Annotated in this window: 17 protein-coding genes; 10 read left to right on the forward strand and 7 right to left on the reverse strand. The window is 74.6% G+C overall.

Features of this window, described 5'->3' with window-relative positions; all coding sequences use genetic code 11:
* Positions 1 to 13: 13 nt before the first annotated feature.
* The 3 genes from OG552_RS03025 to OG552_RS03035 form a co-directional block, all read right to left on the reverse strand.
* The gene (locus OG552_RS03025; RefSeq protein ID WP_329129337.1) at positions 14 to 514 is read right to left on the reverse strand and encodes a hypothetical protein; all 501 of its coding nucleotides are present in this window, start codon (positions 512 to 514) and stop codon (positions 14 to 16) included.
* Positions 515 to 558: 44 nt separating this feature from the next.
* Positions 559 to 3,273 (reverse strand): ATP-binding protein, encoded by a 2,715-nt coding sequence (locus OG552_RS03030; RefSeq protein ID WP_329129338.1) that lies wholly within the window; start codon positions 3,271 to 3,273, stop codon positions 559 to 561.
* Positions 3,274 to 3,748: 475 nt separating this feature from the next.
* Entirely contained in the window at positions 3,749 to 4,360 is a 612-nt protein-coding gene (locus OG552_RS03035) for a CGNR zinc finger domain-containing protein (RefSeq protein WP_329129339.1), read from the reverse strand.
* A 50-nt stretch (positions 4,361 to 4,410) separates the two neighbouring features.
* Here OG552_RS03035 and OG552_RS03040 point away from each other — a divergent pair, with 50 nt between their 5' ends.
* Both OG552_RS03040 and OG552_RS03045 read left to right on the forward strand, forming a co-directional pair.
* A complete protein-coding gene (locus OG552_RS03040) occupies positions 4,411 to 5,064 on the forward strand; it encodes a pyridoxine/pyridoxamine 5'-phosphate oxidase (RefSeq protein ID WP_329129340.1) in 654 nt (217 codons plus the stop codon).
* Positions 5,055 to 5,762, forward strand: a complete 708-nt coding sequence (locus tag OG552_RS03045) for a maleylpyruvate isomerase family mycothiol-dependent enzyme (protein WP_329129341.1) — start codon at positions 5,055 to 5,057, stop codon at positions 5,760 to 5,762. The genes OG552_RS03040 and OG552_RS03045 overlap by 10 nt, the downstream gene beginning before the upstream one ends.
* A 97-nt stretch (positions 5,763 to 5,859) precedes the next feature.
* On the opposite strand, the gene OG552_RS03050 is transcribed toward OG552_RS03045, so the two are convergent.
* Positions 5,860 to 6,099: a DUF397 domain-containing protein gene (locus OG552_RS03050; protein WP_329129343.1), complete on the reverse strand. Its 240-nt coding sequence runs from the start codon at positions 6,097 to 6,099 to the stop codon at positions 5,860 to 5,862.
* Positions 6,100 to 6,305: 206 nt separating this feature from the next.
* Here OG552_RS03050 and OG552_RS03055 point away from each other — a divergent pair, with 206 nt between their 5' ends.
* Positions 6,306 to 6,878, forward strand: coding sequence for an isochorismatase family protein (locus OG552_RS03055; protein ID WP_329129344.1), 573 nt, complete (start codon positions 6,306 to 6,308; stop codon positions 6,876 to 6,878).
* Positions 6,879 to 6,906: 28 nt separating this feature from the next.
* On the opposite strand, the gene OG552_RS03060 is transcribed toward OG552_RS03055, so the two are convergent.
* The 3 genes from OG552_RS03060 to OG552_RS03070 all read right to left on the reverse strand — a co-directional run bounded on the left by OG552_RS03060 (position 6,907) and on the right by OG552_RS03070 (position 11,149).
* On the reverse strand, positions 6,907 to 7,779 hold the full coding sequence (locus tag OG552_RS03060; protein WP_329129345.1) for an endonuclease/exonuclease/phosphatase family protein: 873 nt from the start codon (positions 7,777 to 7,779) through the stop codon (positions 6,907 to 6,909).
* A gap of 201 nt (positions 7,780 to 7,980) precedes the next feature.
* Entirely contained in the window at positions 7,981 to 10,203 is a 2,223-nt protein-coding gene (locus tag OG552_RS03065; RefSeq protein WP_329129347.1) for a serine/threonine-protein kinase, read from the reverse strand.
* A gap of 79 nt (positions 10,204 to 10,282) precedes the next feature.
* Entirely contained in the window at positions 10,283 to 11,149 is an 867-nt protein-coding gene (locus OG552_RS03070) for an oxygenase MpaB family protein (RefSeq protein ID WP_329129350.1), read from the reverse strand.
* Between the two features lie 506 nt (positions 11,150 to 11,655).
* Between OG552_RS03070 and OG552_RS03075 the strand changes: the two genes are divergently transcribed.
* The 7 genes from OG552_RS03075 (at position 11,656) to OG552_RS03105 (ending at position 17,958) form a co-directional block, all read left to right on the forward strand.
* On the forward strand, positions 11,656 to 13,050 hold the full coding sequence (locus tag OG552_RS03075) for an LCP family protein (RefSeq protein WP_329129351.1): 1,395 nt from the start codon (positions 11,656 to 11,658) through the stop codon (positions 13,048 to 13,050).
* A 42-nt stretch (positions 13,051 to 13,092) separates the two neighbouring features.
* On the forward strand, positions 13,093 to 13,560 hold the full coding sequence (locus tag OG552_RS03080) for a hypothetical protein (protein ID WP_329129352.1): 468 nt from the start codon (positions 13,093 to 13,095) through the stop codon (positions 13,558 to 13,560).
* Positions 13,561 to 13,596: 36 nt separating this feature from the next.
* Complete coding sequence (locus OG552_RS03085; protein ID WP_329129354.1) at positions 13,597 to 14,361, forward strand: SDR family oxidoreductase; 765 nt, start codon at positions 13,597 to 13,599, stop codon at positions 14,359 to 14,361.
* 10 nt (positions 14,362 to 14,371) lie between these two features.
* On the forward strand, positions 14,372 to 15,280 hold the full coding sequence (sigJ, locus tag OG552_RS03090) for an RNA polymerase sigma factor SigJ (protein WP_329129356.1): 909 nt from the start codon (positions 14,372 to 14,374) through the stop codon (positions 15,278 to 15,280).
* A gap of 370 nt (positions 15,281 to 15,650) precedes the next feature.
* Positions 15,651 to 16,643, forward strand: a complete 993-nt coding sequence (gene dhaK, locus OG552_RS03095; protein WP_329129358.1) for a dihydroxyacetone kinase subunit DhaK — start codon at positions 15,651 to 15,653, stop codon at positions 16,641 to 16,643.
* A 55-nt stretch (positions 16,644 to 16,698) separates the two neighbouring features.
* Positions 16,699 to 17,364, forward strand: a complete 666-nt coding sequence (dhaL, locus tag OG552_RS03100; RefSeq protein ID WP_329129360.1) for a dihydroxyacetone kinase subunit DhaL — start codon at positions 16,699 to 16,701, stop codon at positions 17,362 to 17,364.
* A gap of 183 nt (positions 17,365 to 17,547) precedes the next feature.
* On the forward strand, positions 17,548 to 17,958 hold the full coding sequence (locus OG552_RS03105) for a PTS-dependent dihydroxyacetone kinase phosphotransferase subunit DhaM (protein WP_329129362.1): 411 nt from the start codon (positions 17,548 to 17,550) through the stop codon (positions 17,956 to 17,958).
* The last annotated feature ends 52 nt before the right edge of the window (positions 17,959 to 18,010 follow it).

Genomic DNA, 18,010 nt, shown 5'->3' on the forward strand with positions numbered 1-18,010 from the left:
GGTGCCCGGTGGTTCAGCCGGCCTGGAACATCTCCGCGGGCAGCGGCTTGAGCAGCTGGTACAGATCATCGGTGATCGGCCGGTCCCAGGTGGCGATGGTGACCTGTACACCGTCACTGCGGTCGAACTGGGCACAGGCGACCCGCGACTCGGAGATCTTGATCCGGCGCACGATGAGCAGGCCGTCGCCCTGCATCACCGGGGTGTCCTCCAGCTCGGTGACCTCGGCGTGTTCGTCGTTGCCGAGCGCGGCCAGCAGCTGCGCCACCTCGAAGGGCACCTGGCCCTCCGCCAGCTCGCGGGCGGGCGAGCCGGGCGGGAGGTTCCCGATCAGCATGGCGGGACCGCGTCCGCCGAACAGGTCGTAGCGCAGGTAGATGCCCTGGCACCGCCCGTCGGGCCCGGGCAGCAGCCCGGCCCCCAGGTCACCGGGCCAGTCCCCCGGGTCCATCGCGAGAACGTCGAAGTCCGGACCGGTGGGCGTGGCTGCGCTACGGCGGCGGAGGAAGGACATACGGCCATCGTACGGGGTGGGACGCGTCCGCCGGGAGCCGGACGTCATGCGGTGTGCGGCCGGTCGGACAGCCCGTTGCCGGTCACACCGGCCGGGCGCAGCGGAGCTATCAGGGCCAGTTCCCGGCGCGCGGTCGCCGCCAGGCCGTCCGCGCCGCAGCGCAGGGCGACCTCCAGGCCGCGGTGCAGCCGGTCGGCCGCCTCCGCCAGCGCGCCGGTGCGGCGCGACTGGCGCAGTGCCGTGCCGTGCGCGACCAGCGAGCAGGCCAGCTGGTAGGCGTTGGGCGAGTCCTCCAGCTGGGTGACGGACTCGGCGAGCAGGTCCAGGCCGGTGTCCCCGCGGATCACCTGCGCCGCGACCCGCAGGCTGTGCCCGATCGTCGAGGGGGCGCCGAACTGCCGTGCCCGGGTCACCGCGTCCAGGGCGGTCCGGCCGGCCCGCTCCGGGGCGTCGTGGAACTCGGCGAGCGCCAGATCCATCTGCCACGGGCACCAGGCCGGGTTGCGCATCCCGCGCGGGTCCAGCCGCCGCCCGACGGAGGCCAGTTCGGTGGCGGCGTCCTTGTACATGCCGCGGGCGAGCAGCAGTTCGCCGTGCACCGCCTGGGCGTCGGGGAAGGTGACGGTGGCCGGGAAGGGCTCCTCGAACGCGTAGTCGGCGGCGAGCGCGGTCGCCTCCCCGGTACGCCCCCTGGCCAGCAGGATCTCGACCAGTACGGCGATCGAGTACCACTGCACAGGCGTGCCGCGCCCGACCCGCTCGGCCAGCCGCAGCCCGTCGCGGGCCAGTTCCTCGGCCTCGGCGAGCCGGCCGCGCCGGTAGTGGAGGTAGCCCAGCAGCACATAACCGAAGGACAGGTGGGCGCCGCGCCAGCCCTGCCGCTCGAAGTCGGCGATGCCGGTGGCGAAGAGCTCCTCGGCCCGGTCCGGGAAGTCGGCGTACATGTACGTGAGGGCGGCGAGCACCGGCACCTCGAAGCCGCGGTCCTCGTCGGCCCAGGGCAGGCCGCCCTCCAGGGCGCGGGCGGCGTGCCGGAGCACCGTGCCGGTGGGCTCACCGCGCAGGGTGGCGTCCCAGGCGCGGAGCGCGATGATGTAGCGCTCGGTGAGATCGCGGCCGGTCAGCCGGTCGGCGAGCCGTGCCAGCCGCCGGGAGCGGCTGGGCGAGTCGGGTTCGTCGGCGCGGAAGGCGTCCCACATGAACTGCTCGGCCTGCATCCGCAGCCTGGTCCTGGCACCGGTGGCGGTGCGGGCGGCGTGGCCGACCAGCTCGGCGGCCTCGGTCATCCGGTCGCTGTGCGCCAGGGACTGGGAGAGCCGGAAGAGGATGCTGTCGCGCAGCGCCGGGTCGTCGATCTCCTCCTCCAGCGCGGCCCGCAGGTGATTGACCGTGGCGGAGGGTTCGAGCAGCTGCGAGGAGCAGCCCAGTTCGTAGAGGACCGCGGCGCGCTCCTCCGGTGGCGGCGGTTCCCGCAGGGCACGGGCGAGCAGGGTGCGGGAGGCTTCCGGGGCGCCGGCCCGCAGTGTCTCGCGGGCCGCCGCGCGCAGTTGGTGCACCACCCAGGGGTCGCCCTCGGGATGGGTCTCCAGCAGGTGGCGGGCGGCGGCGGTGGGGCCCTGCCCGGCGTCCACGACGGACCAGGCGGCCTGGCCGTGCAGCGCGACCCGCACCGCGTCGGGAATCGCCCGGTAGACGGCGGTGGCGATCAGCGGGTGGACGAAGCCGAGCGTCTGGCTGCCGGTGAGGATGCGGGCCTCGCGCAGCCGGTCGGCGCAGTCGGCGGCCTCCTCCCGGCCGAGTCCGGCCACCGTGGCGGCCAGCGCCGGCTCGATCTCGGTGCCGAGGACGGCGGCCGCCCAGGCGAGGCGGACCGTCGAGGGGCCGAGCCGCTCCAGCTGGGCGATCAGACCGCGGCCCTTCACCGCGGCCACCAGGTCCCGCAGCAGGTGCGTACTCGTCCCGTCCGGGGGCAGCCCCCGGTCGCGGACCTTGACGGTCAGTTCGACGGCCTCGAAGGGATTGCCCGCGGTGACCGCCCAGCACTCCCGGCAGAAGGCGTCGTCGGCGTGCTCGCCGACCGAGTCGCGGACCAGCTCGCCGATGGCGTCGGCGGTCAGCGGTTCCAGAGCGATGGGCCGGTAGCCCGCCCGGCCGGGCAGATAGCGGAACGCGTCGGCTCCGGCCGGGAGTTCGTCCGGGCGGTAGGCCACCACGATGAGCAGCGCGAGTTCGTCGGCGCGGGGTGCGAAGGCGGCCAGCCAGTTGAGGGACTGGGGATCGGCCCAGTGCGCGTCGTCCAGGACCAGGACGACGGGGGCGTCCTGCACGGCGAGGTGGGTCAGCACCCAGTCGAGGCCGTCGCGCAGACCCTGCGGGTCGGGAGCCGGGCCGTCGGCGGTGCACAGGCCCAGTGCGGGGCCGACGATGCCGTACCAACTGCCCAGCGTGGCGCGGATCTCCTGGTCCGAACTGCCGGCCAGCCGGGGCTGGAGCAGCTGCCGTGCCACGTGGAAGGCGACCTGCTGTTCCTGGTCGCCGCCGCGGGCGGACAGCACCGTGCAGCTGTGGGCGGCGGCGCGTCTGCGGACCTCCGCGAGCAGAGTGGTCTTGCCGAGTCCGGCGGGACCGGCGAACGCCAGCAGCCCGCCGCGGGAATGGCCGCGCTCGCCCACGAGGTCGGCCAACGCCTCGTCGACGGCGGCCAGTTCGCCCTCGCGCTCGAGTAACGCGCGCCCGTTGCGCGGAACTCGTTGCGACATCGTGCACCCCCCAACCTCCCGGTGGGCGCGCGCCCGGCGCACGACAGCCCGTATGACCACCGGTCCAGTGGGCTCACAGCGTACGCCGTTGGCTGCGGCGTGTGAGGGGATAACGGAATGGGAACGACGGGTAATTCACCGGCGGCGGGAACGGTGTCCGGACGGGGCGGGAGGCAACCGCGGAGGGGGCGCCGGGCGGACAGCCGCCGTGCCGGTCCGTCACTGGCAGGAGACATGACCGGCACGGCGTCGGCTGCGGCACCGTGGAGGCACCCTCCGGGCCGGCCCACTGCGGACCCTGCCACGCGGCGCCCGGACCCACCAGCTCTCACGACCCCCGCGACTCCCGGAAGCTCCCTTGCGCCCCGCGTGCGCCCCCCTTACCGGTAGTAAGAGATGTTCTGTGCCTTCCGGGTGACCGGTCACCGGTCCCTCGCCGGCCGTCCTGCGGGGATCGGTCCTGGTGCGCGGCGGATCAGTCCTGGTGCGCGGCGGTCTGCGCCCGGCGGCGGGCGTGGTGACGGGCGACTCGGGCGCGGTTGCCGCACGAGGGCTTGCACCACTCCTGGCGGGCGTGCTCCTTGACGAAGTAACGGACGCAGCGCGGGGCCGGGCAGGCCCGCAGCTTCTCCCGGTCGGGTCCGGCCAGGAAGGCGATGGCGGCCCTGGCGATGGCGCCGGTGAGCCGGTCTCCCGCGGTGGGCCCGCCGGGGACGGCCCAGCCCGCGGCCGGCGGGCCGTCCGGCGGCCAGTCGAGCAGCGCGGTGACCGGGACCAGCGCCGAGGCCGCGTTGAGCCGGCCGATCGCCTGCGCGGCCGGCGGCAGCAGGCCGGCGTCAGCGGAACTGGGCGGTCCGGGCAGCACGGCCCGGGCGAAGAGCGCGCGCACCGCCGTTCGCACCTCGACGACCGCGGCCAGCGCGGCCGGGTCCGCGGTGAAGTCCGGGCCCGCGGCGATGCGGGCCGCGGGGTGCTCGCGTACCCAGCGGTCAAGACCGGCCGGCTCGGTGAGGTCGTCGGCGACACCGCCGTGGCCGTCGTGCCGGATGGTGACCGCGAGCTCGACCGCGAGTTGATCAACGTCCATGGGCTTAATGGTATCTTCGCCCTACACCATTAACAGCGAGGGGGGTATCCGTGTCCGACCTGCGCGAAGTGCTGCGCGGACTTGAGGTCTTCTCGGGTGATCTGCCGGTGTTCGACACCACGCGGCTGCCGGCCGATCCGCAGGAACTCTTCATCGACTGGCTGCTCGAAGCCATCCATGGCGGAGTGCGCGAACCGCACGCCATGACCGTCTCCACCACCGGTGCCGACGGGCACCCGGCGGCGCGGGTGCTGATCTGCAAGAACGTTTCCGCCGAGGGCTGGCAGTTCGCCGCCGACGCCGGCAGCCGCAAGGGGGCCGAACTCGCCGCCCACCCCGAGGCGGCGCTGACCTTCTACTGGTCACCACTCGCCCGCCAGGTACGGGTACGCGGCCGGGTCGAGCCCGGCACCGCGGCGGAGTCCGCCGCCGACTTCCTTGCCCGCTCCCCCGGCGCCCGCGCCGAGGCCCTGCCCGGCCTGCAGAGCACTCCGCTGACCGACCCGGCGGCCCGCGAGGAGGCGGTACGCGCGAGCGCCGCCCGGATCGCTGCCGACCCGGGTCTGGTCGCACCCGGCTGGACGCTCTACACCCTGCGCGCGGACCAGGTGGAGTTCTGGCAGGGCGACCGCGACCGCCGGCACACCCGCGTCGAGTACCGGCGCACCGACGGCGACTGGGAGCGGGGGCGGCTGTGTCCGTGACACCCGACAGCGCGCGAGCGGTCGGCCTCCCGGCCGCACTCGACGCGGGGCAGCGCAGGCTGCGGGAGTTGCTGCCCGGCCTCACCGACGACGTGACCCGGGCACCGAGCGCACTGCCCGGCTGGAGCCGCGCGCATGTCCTCTCCCACATCGAGGGCGTCGGTCTGGCGCTCGCCCGGCAGGCCAGGTACGCGCTGCGCGGCAAGCTGATCGACGTCTACGACGGCGGACGTCCGGCCCGCAACGCGGCGATCGAGGCCGGACAGCGGCGCGGTGCGGCGCAGTTGCGAGCGGCGCTCACCGACGCGCTCGACGAGGTCGAGGCGTCCTGGTCGGGGGTCGGACCGGAGGACTGGCAGCGCCCGGTCCGCTACCGCGACGGTGTACTGCTCGACGCGGGTCTCGCCTGGTGGCGGGAGCTGGAGATCCACACCACCGACGCGCTGCTGGGGCCGTCCGTGACCGACTGGTCGCAGCCGTTCGCCGCGCATGTGGCGGAGTTCCTGGCGCCGCGGGTGCCGGCCGGGGTGCGGCTGACGCTCACCGCGGTGGACAGCCCCTGGACCTGGACCCGCGGTGAGGGCACGCCGGTCGCGGTGGCCGGGCGGCTCACCGACCTCGCGGCCTGGCTGGCCGGACGGCATCCGGCCGGGCCGCTGACCGGCGATCCGCTGCCGGAACTCGGCCCCTGGCCGTGACGGAGCGCGGCCTTCCGGCCGCCCGCGACCGGCGCCGCCGCCGGCCCCGTAGCTCGTACGGGGTCCGGCGGCGGCGGTCTCCAGGTCGCGGAAGCGGTCAGGTGAGGTCGAACTCCCCGTCGCGCGCGCCCAGGACGAAGGCGCGCCACTCGGCGGGGGTGAAGATCAGCGCCGGGCCGTCGGGGCTCCGGCCGTCGCGCATGGCGATGTAGCCCTCCACGAAGGCGATCTGTACATCTCCGGTGCCCTGGCTGCTGGACAGCCACTCCGCGTCCGTCAGATCGACCTGGGGCTTCTTTCCGTTGGCCAACGGCTGTCCGATGGTGCTCTCCGCCACGTCCGCGCTCCTCCCACGTGCCACGTCGTCCTACCCGCTCAGCGTATCCGCCGGGACACGGCGCGGATACGAGAAGGCGCAAGCCGCCCGCTTCCGGCCCGCCGGGATGTCATGCCGCAGTCGCGGCGGTGAACGGCAACTGCCCTGATGCGCCCACGTGTTGGATCATCGGTCCACGAGCCTGACCGGCCGGGTAGGGTCCGATCATGACCGCACATGATCACGGTCGCCGGGCCGGCGCCCGACGCGAGTCCCCGCTGGCTCCCGGGCTCGACCCGGCCCGCACCGCTCTGCTCCTGATCGACCTGATGGACCGTATGGTCGCCCTCCCGCTGGCCCCGCATCCGGGCCCCGACGTCCTTGACGCGGCGCTCGGCCTGGCGCACACCTTCCGCGCCGCGGGCGCGCCCGTGCTCGCGGTCCGGGTACGGCGTCCGGGGGTGCCGGTCCAGCCGCCGGGCAGCGATCTGGTGCCCGAAGTGGCGGCGGTCGCCGGTCTGGTGGTGGTCAAGCACACCGTCGGCGCCTTCCAGGACACCGGGCTGCACGAGTGGCTCCACGAGCGCGGGGTGCGCACCCTCGTCCTGGCCGGTGTCGCCACCAACCTCGGCGTGGAGTCCACCGCGCGGGCCGCCGCGGACTTGGGATACCACCTGGTCTTCGCCACGGACGCGATGTCCGGGCTGACCGCGGCCGAGCACGAGTCGTCGGTGACGCTGGACTTCCCGCGCTTCGGCACGGTGGTCAAGGCGGCGGAGGTGGAGTTCAGCCGGGACTGAGCGGGCGGCAGGGCCTGCGGCGCGGACGTCACAGGCCGGCCGGTCCTTCGGCCAGGGCCAGTTCGGCGATCACCGCGGCATGGTCGGACGGCTGGACCCCCGCCACCGGGACGTCTCCGGCGCGGCGCGCGGTGCGGATACGGCCGCGGCCGCCGGCCTGCGGTGGCCCGGCGAGGATGAAGTCGACGCAGCTCGGGCCGCGGCCGAAGGTGACCGCCTGGTCGTGGGCGAGGTCCCACGTGCCCTGCGGCAGCCCCGGATCGGCGAACCGCCAGGCGTCCAGCAGCACCATCCCGCGGGCCGCGGGCGCGGTCCTGGTGCCGCAGAGGAGCCGCATCTCGTCGGAGTCGGGTTCGGCGTTGAAGTCACCGGTCAGCACCGGCGGATACGGTCCGCGCGCCCGCTCGGCCATGAAGGCCGCGATCTCCCGGACCTGCGCGCAGCGGACCGCGGACTCGTCCAGGCCGGAGTTGAGGTGGGTGGTGAAGAACGGCAGCACACCGCCTGGGAGTTCGACTGAAGCGTGCAGCACGGTCTTTCCGTCGTCGGGGAAGTCGGCGGCGGGCAGCCGCCGTTCGGCGGTCTCCAGCAGCGGGTAGCGGCTCAGCACCGCCACCCCGACGTCCACCGAGGTGTCGCCGCCGTTGCGCTTGTGCCAGCGCGCCTGGACCGGCGAGCGGGACCAGGCCCAGTGCATGCCGAGCCGCTCGGCCAGCCAGCGGGCCATGTTCTCGTCCCTGCCGGAGTGCTCGGCGCTCCCCCACACCTCCTGCAGGCCCAGGATGCCGGGCCGTTCCGCCTCCAGGGTGCGCAGGATCGCCTCGCGGCGTTCCTCCCAGCGGCCGAACCGCCACCAGAGGTTCCAGGTCATCACACGGACCGTGCCGCTGTCGCTGTCCACTCGCCGCCGCTCCTCGCCGTCGTGTCCGCCGCCGCTCGGCTTCTACCCCCGGATGATCACCCGCTACCGCCGCCGGTGACGAGGGCGGCGCGGCGTTCCTGGCGCGGTGGTCCTGGCGCGGTGGTCCCGGCGAGGCCGTCCAGGTGGCGGGCGGGCGGTGCGGCGTGCTCGGGGTCGGGACGGAGGGGTGTCCGCGCGGGCTCAGAGGCGTTCCGGCGCCTCCTCGCGCAGGTCGGTGACCCGGCGCAGGATCTCCTGCGCCTCGGCGGTCCGGCCGAGCTGGGCCAGGCAGCGGGCCTCGTCGTTGCGGCTGGTGAGGGTGTCGGGGTGGGCCGGCCCCAGCACCTGCTCGCGCCCCTCGGCGACCTCGCGGTAGACGGTGAGTGCCCCTGCCCAGCGGCCGAGCCAGCCCAGGCCGACGGCGATCTCCCGCTTGCTGACCAGGGTGTCGGGGTGGGTGGCACCGAGCACCCGTTCGCGTACCGCCGCCACGTCGCGGGACTCGGCGAGCGCCCGGTCCCACTGGCCCAGCAGGCCGAGGTTGACGCCGAGCGCGTGCCGGGCACGCAGGGTCTCCGCGTCGGTGGAGCCGACGGTACGGGTGAGCGCCGGGACGAGGTCCTCGAAGAGGGCGAGGGCGTCCGCGCTGCGGCCGAGCCGGCCCAGGCAGATGCCGATCTCGTACTGGGCGGCCAGTGTCTCGGTGTGGTCCGGGCCGAGCACCCGGGCCCGCGCGTCGGCGACCTCCTGGTAAGTGCGCAGCGCCTCCGCCCAGCGGCCGGTGCGGCCCAGCGCGTGGCCCACCTCGAAGCGGGTCACCAGCGTCTCCGGGTCGTCCTCCCCCAGCACCCGGGCCCGCGCCTCGGCCACCTCGACCGCCGTGGTGTGCGCCTCCTCGGACCGGCCGAGCAGCCCGAGGTTGACGCCGAGGTTGTGCTTGCACTGCAGGGTGTCCGGGTCGTCGGGACCGACCGTGCGCTCGCGGGCGGCGAGCACCGCGGAGAACTCCTGGTGGGCCTCCAGGTGGCGGCCGAGCCGGCCGAGTTCGTACGCCGCCTCGTGCCGGGCTACCAGCGTCTGCGGATCCTCGGGGCCAAGGACGCGGCGCCGGGCCTCGGCGACGTACTCGTACATCCGCAGCGCCTCCTCGGTGCGGCCGAGCCGGGTCAGGCAGTAGGCGGCTTCGTGGCGGCTGGTGAGCGTGTCGGGGTGCTCGGGGCCCAGCGCGCGGTCGCGGGCGGCGGCGACCGAGGTGTGCAGGTCGTACGCCTGGCTCCAGTTGCCGATCCGGGCCAGGTCGGCGGCTTCGGCGTGCCGGGCGGCCAGCGCGGCGACGGCGTCGGGGTCGGCCTCCACCGGCACCGGGCGGGTGGACCAGGCAGCGGTGAGTTCGTGGTGCGGCGGGGCGGTGATGCGGTGGGCGCGGGTGGAGCGGGCGGCGCTGCCGGTGGTGACGTTCCTCGCCCAGGCGGGCAGCCGGGCGGGGACCGCGGGGCTCGCGGTGACCCCGGCCGCCGCCCGCATCGCCTTGAGCCGGCCGAGGACGTCGGCGGCGTCCTGCGGGCGGTGTTCGGGGTCCTTGGCGAGCAGGTCGAGGATGAGGCGTTCCAGCTCGGCGGGCAGCTCCGGGCGGCCCGCGCGCGGCGGCACGGGCTCGGTGTCGCGGTGCCCGACCAGGATGGACCAGGCGTCGCCGAGGTCGAACGGCGGTGCTCCGGTGGCCAGTTCGTAGAGCACACAGCCCAGCGAGTACAGGTCGCTGCGGTGGTCGACCTCGGCGGCGTCGATCTGCTCTGGCGACATGTAGTGCGGGGTGCCCATGGCGACGCCGCTGCCGGTCAGGCGGGAGGTGAAGCCGATGTCGTGGCCGAGCCGGGCGATGCCGAAGTCGCAGATCTTCACGGCGCCGTCGGTGAGCCGGATGATGTTGGCCGGTTTCAGGTCGCGGTGCACCACACCCTGGTCGTGGGTGTACGCGAGTGCGGCGGTCACCTGCTCCGCGATGTCGGTGATGTCCGGGACCGGCAGCGGGTGGCGGCGGGCGTCCTCCAGCGTCTGGAGCAGATTCCGGCCGTCGAGCAGTTCCATCACCAGGAAGAGCAGGCCGTCGTGCTCGCCGAAGTCGTGGACGACGGTGATGCCGCGGTGCTGGAGCCCGGCGGCGACCCTGGCCTCCCGGCGGAAACGTTCCTGGAGGACGCGGGTGAAGCCGGCGTCGCTGGAGTGCCCGGCGGGTTTGAGGCATTTCACCGCCACCCGGCGGCCGAGGGATTCGTCCAGCGCCCGCCAGACCTCGCCCATGCCGCCCCGGCCGATCAGCTCGTGCAGTCGGTACCGGCCCTGGATGAGGGTGCCGTTCGCCCCCGGCCGGCCGGGTATCGCGCCGTCCGGTTCCAGATGTCCGTCATGATGTCCAGCCGCCATCGTGCGCCGCCGCCCCCGTGCTTCTCGGTGCTTCCCCGGTCCAAGTATGGCGGCGCCGGACGGTGTGCGGGACAGCGCATCAGGGCATTTCGGGAACCGGTTTCGGAAGTCGGCGGGCGGAGGGGTGGGTGCCGGGCCCGAGCCGCCCCACCGCCTTGAGGATGTGGCCGGGCGGCAGCTGCCGGCGCAGGGTCGCCGGGATGGTCCGCAGCACCCGGGCGGTGAGCCGCAGCCGCCGGTCGGTGGCGGCCGCGGAGGGGGCGCGGCGGCCGTAGAGCTCGTGGGCGAAGGGCGGCAGCGCGCCGAAGGCGATACCGGCGATCCCCTGCCAGAAGGCGGCGCGCACCGGCAGCAGGACCGGCGGCACCGGCGGCGCCTTGAGGAAACGGACGACGTCGTACGCCTCGGGGGTGGCGGCCAGCTCCGGGAGCGTCTTGTCGAAGTAGCGGGCGAGCTGTCCGGTGTCGGCGGGCACGGCGGCCGGATCGAGCCCGACCAGCCGGGCGGCCTCGCGCTGCTCGTCCACGTAGGAGTCGGCATGCGCGTCGGTGAGCGGATAGCCGGAGCGGCGGGCGACGTTCAGATAGGAGTCGATCTCGGCGCAGTGCACCCAGAGCAGCAGTTCGGGGTCGTCGACACGGAAGCGTTCCCCGGTGGCGGGGTCGGTGCCGGTCAGCCTGCGGTGGATGCCGCGGATCCGGGCGCCGGCCCGCTCGGCGGCGAGCGTGGTGCCGTAGGTGATCTCGCCGACGAAGGACGCGGTACGCAGCAGCCGGCCCCACGCGTCGCGGCGGAAGTCGGAGTTCTGCACGACGCCGCGCACCGCCCGTGGGTGCAGGGCCTGCAGGTAGAGCGCGCGGACACCGGCGATCCACATCACGGGGTCGCCGTGGAGCTGCCAGGTCACCGAGTCGGGACCGAAGAGTCCTGGGTCCTCCTCGCGCACGGATCCTCCTTCCGCGTTCCTTCCCGTCACCTCCCATCACTTCCCGTCGCTTCCCGTTCCTTCCTGCTCCCGCGCGCTCCGGCCCACGCGGGCACGCTCCGTGTGACCAACGGTAGCTCCGCCCGAGGAGACCTGGGGACGACGGGGAGCCGCCGGCGGCGGGGGCGCGGCTCGGGACGGCGCGGCGCGCCCGGAGGGGAGGTGCCCGACACGCTTCCGCATGCGGTCCGGCCGGTACGCGGCGGGCCCGGTGGCCGGGCCGGAGGCCGCCCCGGTGGGCGGCCCGCGGTGACCGCCGACGGTCCGACACCCCGCCGGTCGGGAGCGGGGATTCGTCGTCACCGTGGGCGATACTGCGGATGCGCTGGTGTACCGGTGGGCTCACGCCCGGGCTTGCGCGGCGGGCGGCCGGGGGACCGGGCCGGCCGTGGAAGGAGCAAGCAGCACGACCACGAGACGCGGCAGCCGCCCCCGGCCCGCGGACGGACGCAAGGACGTACACACCCATGGCCGACGGTGAGCATGACCACCCTCTCGACGGAGAGCCGAGCGGGCCGGGGCGGCTGCCGCCGCGAGGCGAAGGAGAGCCGGAGCTGGAGGGCGGGGGCGAGGGGGAGGCGGCGGAGCGGGCCGGGCCGCGGTCGATGCGGCAGCGGGTGGCACGCTGGGTGACCGTGGGCCTCTCCGTGGCGGTGCTGCTGACCGCGGGCGCCGGCGCCTTCGTCTACTTCCGGCTGAACGGCAATATCCGGGACATGCCGCTCTTCGGCGGGATCGGCGGGGACGCGGGCCGGGAACGCCCTGACGCCTTCGGCCGCACCCCGCTCAATGTGCTGGTGATCGGTTCCGACACCCGTTCGGACCAGGAGGACTGCCGGCTCGGCGGCGACTGCGGACCGGGGCAGAACGCCGATGTGGAGATGGTGCTGCACATCTCCGCGGACCGCTCGCACGCCACCGTGCTGAGCATCCCCCGGGACACGGTGATGCAGCTGCCCGCGTGCCGGACCCAGAACGGCGGCGTGTCCGCGTCCCGGCGCGGCCCGGTCAACTCCACGCTGCAGTACGGCCCGGGCTGTACGGTCGCCGCGGTGCACCGGCTGACCGCGCTCCCCATCGACCACTTCATGCTCGCCGACTTCGCCGGGGTGGTACGGATGTCCGACGCGGTGGGCGGGGTGTCGGTGTGCGTGGACCGCAATGTGTACGACCCGTACTCGCATCTGAAACTGGCCAGGGGCCGCCACTCGCTGAAGGGCGAGGCGGCGCTGGAGTTCCTGCGCTCCCGGCACTCCTTCGGCGACGGCAGCGACCTGGGCCGTACCGATGCCCAGCACCTCTTCCTGGGCGCGCTGGCACACCGGATGCGCGACGGCGGCTCGCTCTCCGACCCGGCGGGGATGCTGACGATGGCCGACGCGGCGACCAAGGCGCTGACCGTGGACACCGGGCTGGCCGCGATCCGCAAGCTGGTGGGCCTGGCCGACGACGTACGCAAGGTGCCCTCCGCCCGGTTCACCTTCACCACCATGCCGAGCGCCCCCGACCCCGACAATCCGGACCGGCTGGTGCCCGCGGCAGCCGCCAAGGGCCTCTTCGCGACCATCGGCGCCGACCGTCCGCTGAAGGTCACCGGCACCGGAGCACCGACGACGAGGGGGCCGTCCAGGGGCCCGGCGGCCGGGCCGGGCGCGGGCCCGCCGTCGGATGAGACCTTCGAGGACCGGGCCCACCAGGTCGCGGCTTCCCCGACCGCGCCGGCCACGCCGGGCCGCACCGCGGCGGGCGGCGGCGCCTGCGCCAAGGTCTCCACCTCCCGGTCGGTGACGGTGAAGGGGGTGGCGATGACACCGACGGCCGCCTTCGCCGCGACCCCGCACATTCCGGTGTCGGCCAAGTGACCCGGCATGTCACATCCGGCGGAGCTGCCTCGTCCTGCGGGTATGAACATCACCTTCCGCCGTGTGCTCCTGCTGGTGGTCGCCGCCGTCGGTGCGTACGTGGGTGTCTGGGCGTACTTCCTCCCCACCTCCTGGTATCGCGCCTTCCCCGGCCTCGGCCTGCACTGGCTGCCGGTGCTCGGCCCGTACAACGAGCATCTGGCCAGGGATGTGGGCGCCCTCTATCTGGCACTCGCGGTGCTGTCGCTGAGCGCCGCCCGCTGGGCCCGCGACAACCGGCTCGCCGCGGTGACCGGCCTGACCTGGCTGGTCTTCAGCGTGCCGCACCTGGCCTTCCACCTGCGGCACCTGGACATGTACAGAACCTCCGACCAGGTGCTGAACGTCCTCGCGCTCGGCTTCTTCGTGGTGGCCGGCGCCGCGCTGATGGTGCCGGCCGGCGGCGGCAGGACCGGGACGGGGATGTCACACGGCGGCGGGCCGTCCCGTCCGTCCAGTGGTGGGTCGTGAACGTCACGGCCCGTTGACGGAGAGGACGGCGGGACCATGCGGGTAGCGGTTGCGGGCGGAACGGGGCTCACCGGGCGGCAGGTGGCCGGGATCCTGGCCGGGCAGGGGCACCAGCCGGTGGTCCTCGCCCGGTCCAAGGGCGTCGACCTGCTGACCGGCGGAGGTCTGGAGGAGGCGCTGGCCGGCGTGGACACGGTGGTCGACGTCTCCAACATCACGACGACCAGCCGCAAGGCGGCCGAAGGGTTCTTCGAGGCCGCGGGGCGGAATCTGCTGGCGGCCGGGGAGAAGGCCGGGGTCAGCCACCTTGTGACACTGTCCATCGTGGGCGTCGACCGGGTGGGCCTGGGCTACTACCAGGGCAAGCTCCGCCAGGAGGAGATCGTGCGGGCGGGTGCGGTGCCGTGGACGGTGCTGCGGGCGACCCAGTTCCACGAGTTCGCCGACCAGGTGCTGGCCCTGGTGCCCGGCCCGGTCGCCGTGGTGCCGCGGATGCGCTCGCAGCCGGTGGCGGTACGGGAGGTGGCCGCCGCACTGGCCGAACTGGCGGTCGGACCGCCGCTGGGGATGGCTCCGGAGCTGGCGGGCCCGCGCGAGGAGTACCTGCCGGACATGGCCCGCCGTCTGCTCAGGGCCCGCGGCCTGCGCCGCCGGGTACTGGCGGTGCGGATGCCCGGCCGGGTGGGCCGGGCGATGGCGGGCGGGGCCCTGCTGCCGGCCGGGCCCGGCCCACGGGGCGAGCAGACCTACCAGGAGTGGCTGGCCGGGCAGGCAGCGGGCACAGGAGCGGGGCGTTCATGAGCGGGCGTTCATGAGCGGGGACGCCGCTCTCGCCGCCGCCTACGCCGAGGCCCGGCCGCGGCTCACCCGCATGGCGTACGCGATGCTGGGCAGTCACGCCGAGGCCGAGGACGTGGTCGCCGACTGCTGGCTGCGGCTGGCCGCCGCGAACGCCCGCGAACCCGTGCGGGACGTCGAGGGGTGGGCGGTGGTGGCGGTGGCCCGCGGCGCGCTGGACACGCTGCGTTCGGCCCGCAGCCGGCGCGAGACGTACGTCGGCCCGTGGCTGCCGGAGCCGCTGCTGACCGCTGCGGGGACGGCGCCCGATCCGGCCGACCGGGTGACGCTCGACGAGTCGGTGAGCTTCGCGCTGCTGGTGGTGCTGGAGAGGCTCAGTCCCGCCGAACGCACCGCGTGGGTGCTGCACGATCTGTTCCGGCTGGAGTTCCCCGAGGTCGCGGAGATCGTCGGCAGGACACCCGCGGCGGTCCGCCAGCTCGCCTCCCGGGCCCGCAGGCACGTCGCCGACGGCACCCCGCGCAGGGGGGTGGCCACCGAGCAGCACCGGGCGGCGGTGGCCGCCTTCGCCGCGGCGGCGGCCGGCGGGGACCTGGCGGCACTGACCGCCGTGCTCGACCCCCGGGTGGTCCTCACCAGCGACGGCGGCGGCGAAGTGACCGCGGCCCGCAAACCGGTGCTCGGCCCGGACCGGGTGGCCCGCTTCCTCATCGGTGTCGCGGGCAGGATCGGCCCCGACCAGCGGATCGTGCCGGTCCAGGTCAACGAGGGGCCGGGTTTCGCGGTCCTGGACGGCACCCGGGTGACCATGGTGATGGCACTGACCCTGGACGGCGGACTGGTCACCCGGGTGGACACAGTGCTGGCCCCCGCCAAACTCGCCGGCTGCCGCCCACCGGCCCCGCCACGCGCGGCGCCCTGAGGCGGCCAGCCCCGGATCGCCTCACCGGGCGCCGCGCCGGTGGAGGCCGCGCCGGGGCCCGCGGCGGCGCTGCCGGAGAACCCGGCCCCACTGCCCGGCGGTTCCGGTCTGCTGGGACCCGCTGCCGCTGCCGGAGCCGCCCCTTTCCTGGCCCCTCCTGACCTGCCCGCGGCCCTCTCCCGGGCCGGCCGGGAAAGTCCGGCGGCGCGGGGTCGCGGCCCTCAGAGAGCGGGTGCGAGGGCGGGTCCGGCGGCGACAGGTGGCCGCGCTCTCCGTGACGTTCTTCGATCATCGCCGGATACTGGAGGTACACGCCGGCCGTCGCCGGCCTCGCGCCCGCGAAGGCGCCCGGTCCCAGTTGGAGGTACCGATGAAGATGCTGATCAACGTTCCCGAGACGGTCGTGGCCGATGCGCTGCGCGGGATCGCCGCCGCTCATCCGGACCTGACGGTCGACGTCGAGCGCCGGGTGATCATCCGGCGGGGCGCCCCGTACGAGGGCAAGGTCGGGCTCGTCTCCGGCGGCGGGTCGGGGCACGAGCCGCTGCACGGCGGCTTCGTCGGCAAGGGGATGCTCGACGCGGCCTGTCCGGGTGAGGTCTTCACCTCGCCGGTGCCGGACCAGATGGTGCGGGCGGCGGCCGCGGTGGACAGCGGGGCGGGCGTGCTCTTCATCGTGAAGAACTACACCGGTGACGTGCTGAACTTCGACATGGCGGCCGAGCTGGCCGAGGACGAGGGCGTGCAGGTCGCCAAGGTGCTGGTCAATGATGACGTGGCGGTCATGGACAGCACGTTCACAGCCGGCCGGCGCGGGACCGGGGCCACGCTCTTCGTCGAGAAGATCGCCGGCGCCCTCGCGGAGGAGGGCGCTTCGCTGGACCAGGTGGCGGCGGTGGCGCGGCGCGTCAACGAGCTGTCCCGCAGCTTCGGAGTGGCGCTGACCGCGGTCAGCACCCCGGCCAAGGGCGGCCCGACCTTCGACCTGCCCGACGGCGAACTGGAACTGGGCGTCGGCATCCACGGCGAGCCGGGCCGTGAGCGGCGCGCCATGATGACCTCCGGCGAGATCGCCGACGCCTCGGTGGAGGCGGTCGTGGACGACCTCCAGCCCGACGGCCCGCTGCTCGTGCTGGTCAACGGGATGGGCGGCACCCCGCTGCTGGAGCTGTACGGGTTCGCGGCCGAAGTGCACCGGGTGCTGGGGGAGCGGAAAATCCCGGTGGCCCGTACCCTCGTCGGCAACTATGTGACCTCGCTCGACATGTCCGGCTGCTCGGTGAGCATCTGCCAGGTCGACGAGGAGCTGCTGCGGCTGTGGGACGCGCCGGTCTCCACCCCGGGCCTGCGCTGGGGCTGCTGAGTCCCGGTACCGCCCATGTCCCCGTTGCTCGGTTCCCCTCGGTGAAAGGCACCCCATGAACGCGCTTCCCGCGGACGGCCCGGAGATCGACGCGGCCTTCCTGCGCCGCTGGCTCGACACCGCGGCGGACGTCATCGAGCGCGAGGCCGCCCGGTTGGACGACCTCGACTCGCCCATCGGCGACGCCGACCACGGTGGCAATATGCGCCGTGGATTCATCGCCGCCCGCACGGCCGTGGGGCAGGAGCCGCCGGACACACCGGGCGGTGTGCTGGTGGCGGTGGGCCGGCAGCTGATCAGTACGGTCGGCGGCGCGTCGGGGCCACTCTACGGCACGCTGCTGCGGCGGGCGGGCAAGGAACTGGGCGACGAGCCGGCGGTGTCCGCCGCACGGCTGCGGGACGCGCTGAAAGCCGGGGTGGACGGGGTGGCCCAGCTCGGTGGCGCGGCCGTCGGCGACAAGACCATGCTGGACGCGCTCTACCCGGCCCTGGACGCCCTGTCCGGCGCCCTCGACGCGGGTGCGTCCACCGCCGACGCCCTGTCGGCGGCCGCCGCGGCCGCCGACACGGGCGCGACGGCCACCATCCCGCTGCGTGCCCGCAAGGGCCGTGCCAGTTACCTCGGCGAGCGCAGCATCGACCATCAGGACCCGGGCGCCACGTCCGCCGCCCTCCTCCTCAACGCCCTGTCCGACACGGCGACGGGGACAGCCGCGTGACCTGGGGCTGTGCCGTCCGTGCCGCCGATGCCGCCGATGCCGTAAATGCTGTAAATGCCGCCTCCCGCCGTCTCGGAAGCGCCGAAGGAGCCGCCGTATGACCGAGCACGCAGGACCCGAACCGGCCGCCCGCGCGGTCGACCCTGACCACCCGTCCATACGCACGGCGGAAGAAGGTGCGATATGACCGCCCCCACCCCGCTGGTCGGTGTCGTACTCGTCTCGCACAGTGCGGCCGTCGCCGAGGCCGTCGCCGGACTGGCGACCGCCCTGACCGGCGGCGGCACCGACGTCCTGGTCGAGCCGGCGGGCGGCGGGCCCGACGGCGGCCTCGGGACCAGCTCCGAGCTGATCGCGTCGGCGGCCCGCTCGGTCGACCGGGGCGCCGGCGTCGCGGTCCTCGCCGATCTCGGCAGCGCCGTCCTCACCGTCAAGGCACTGCTCGCGGACGACGAGCTGCCGGACGGCACCCGGCTGGTCGACGCGCCCTTCCTGGAGGGCGCGGTCGCCGCCGTCGTCACCGCTTCGGCCGGCGCGGACCTGACGGCGGTCGAAGCGGCGGCGGCCGAGGCGTACACCTACCGCAAGACCTGACCACGGGGAGCCCGTGGACCTGCCGCCCATAAGTCGACAAAGACATTCGCCG

Source organism: Streptomyces sp. NBC_01476 (assembly GCF_036227265.1).
Classification (GTDB): domain Bacteria; phylum Actinomycetota; class Actinomycetes; order Streptomycetales; family Streptomycetaceae; genus Actinacidiphila.

Coding starts and splice junctions, on each gene's coding strand:
- OG552_RS03025 (WP_329129337.1), bottom strand. CDS start 514: ATGTCCTTCCTCCGCCGCCGTAGCGCAGCCACGCCCACCGGTCCGGAC.
- OG552_RS03080 (WP_329129352.1), top strand. CDS start 13,093: ATGAACATCACCTTCCGCCGTGTGCTCCTGCTGGTGGTCGCCGCCGTC.
- OG552_RS03030 (WP_329129338.1), bottom strand. CDS start 3,273: ATGTCGCAACGAGTTCCGCGCAACGGGCGCGCGTTACTCGAGCGCGAG.
- OG552_RS03055 (WP_329129344.1), top strand. CDS start 6,306: ATGACCGCACATGATCACGGTCGCCGGGCCGGCGCCCGACGCGAGTCC.
- OG552_RS03065 (WP_329129347.1), bottom strand. CDS start 10,203: ATGGCGGCTGGACATCATGACGGACATCTGGAACCGGACGGCGCGATA.
- dhaL (WP_329129360.1), top strand. CDS start 16,699: ATGAACGCGCTTCCCGCGGACGGCCCGGAGATCGACGCGGCCTTCCTG.
- sigJ (WP_329129356.1), top strand. CDS start 14,372: ATGAGCGGGGACGCCGCTCTCGCCGCCGCCTACGCCGAGGCCCGGCCG.
- OG552_RS03075 (WP_329129351.1), top strand. CDS start 11,656: ATGGCCGACGGTGAGCATGACCACCCTCTCGACGGAGAGCCGAGCGGG.
- dhaK (WP_329129358.1), top strand. CDS start 15,651: ATGAAGATGCTGATCAACGTTCCCGAGACGGTCGTGGCCGATGCGCTG.
- OG552_RS03035 (WP_329129339.1), bottom strand. CDS start 4,360: ATGGACGTTGATCAACTCGCGGTCGAGCTCGCGGTCACCATCCGGCAC.
- OG552_RS03085 (WP_329129354.1), top strand. CDS start 13,597: ATGCGGGTAGCGGTTGCGGGCGGAACGGGGCTCACCGGGCGGCAGGTG.
- OG552_RS03105 (WP_329129362.1), top strand. CDS start 17,548: ATGACCGCCCCCACCCCGCTGGTCGGTGTCGTACTCGTCTCGCACAGT.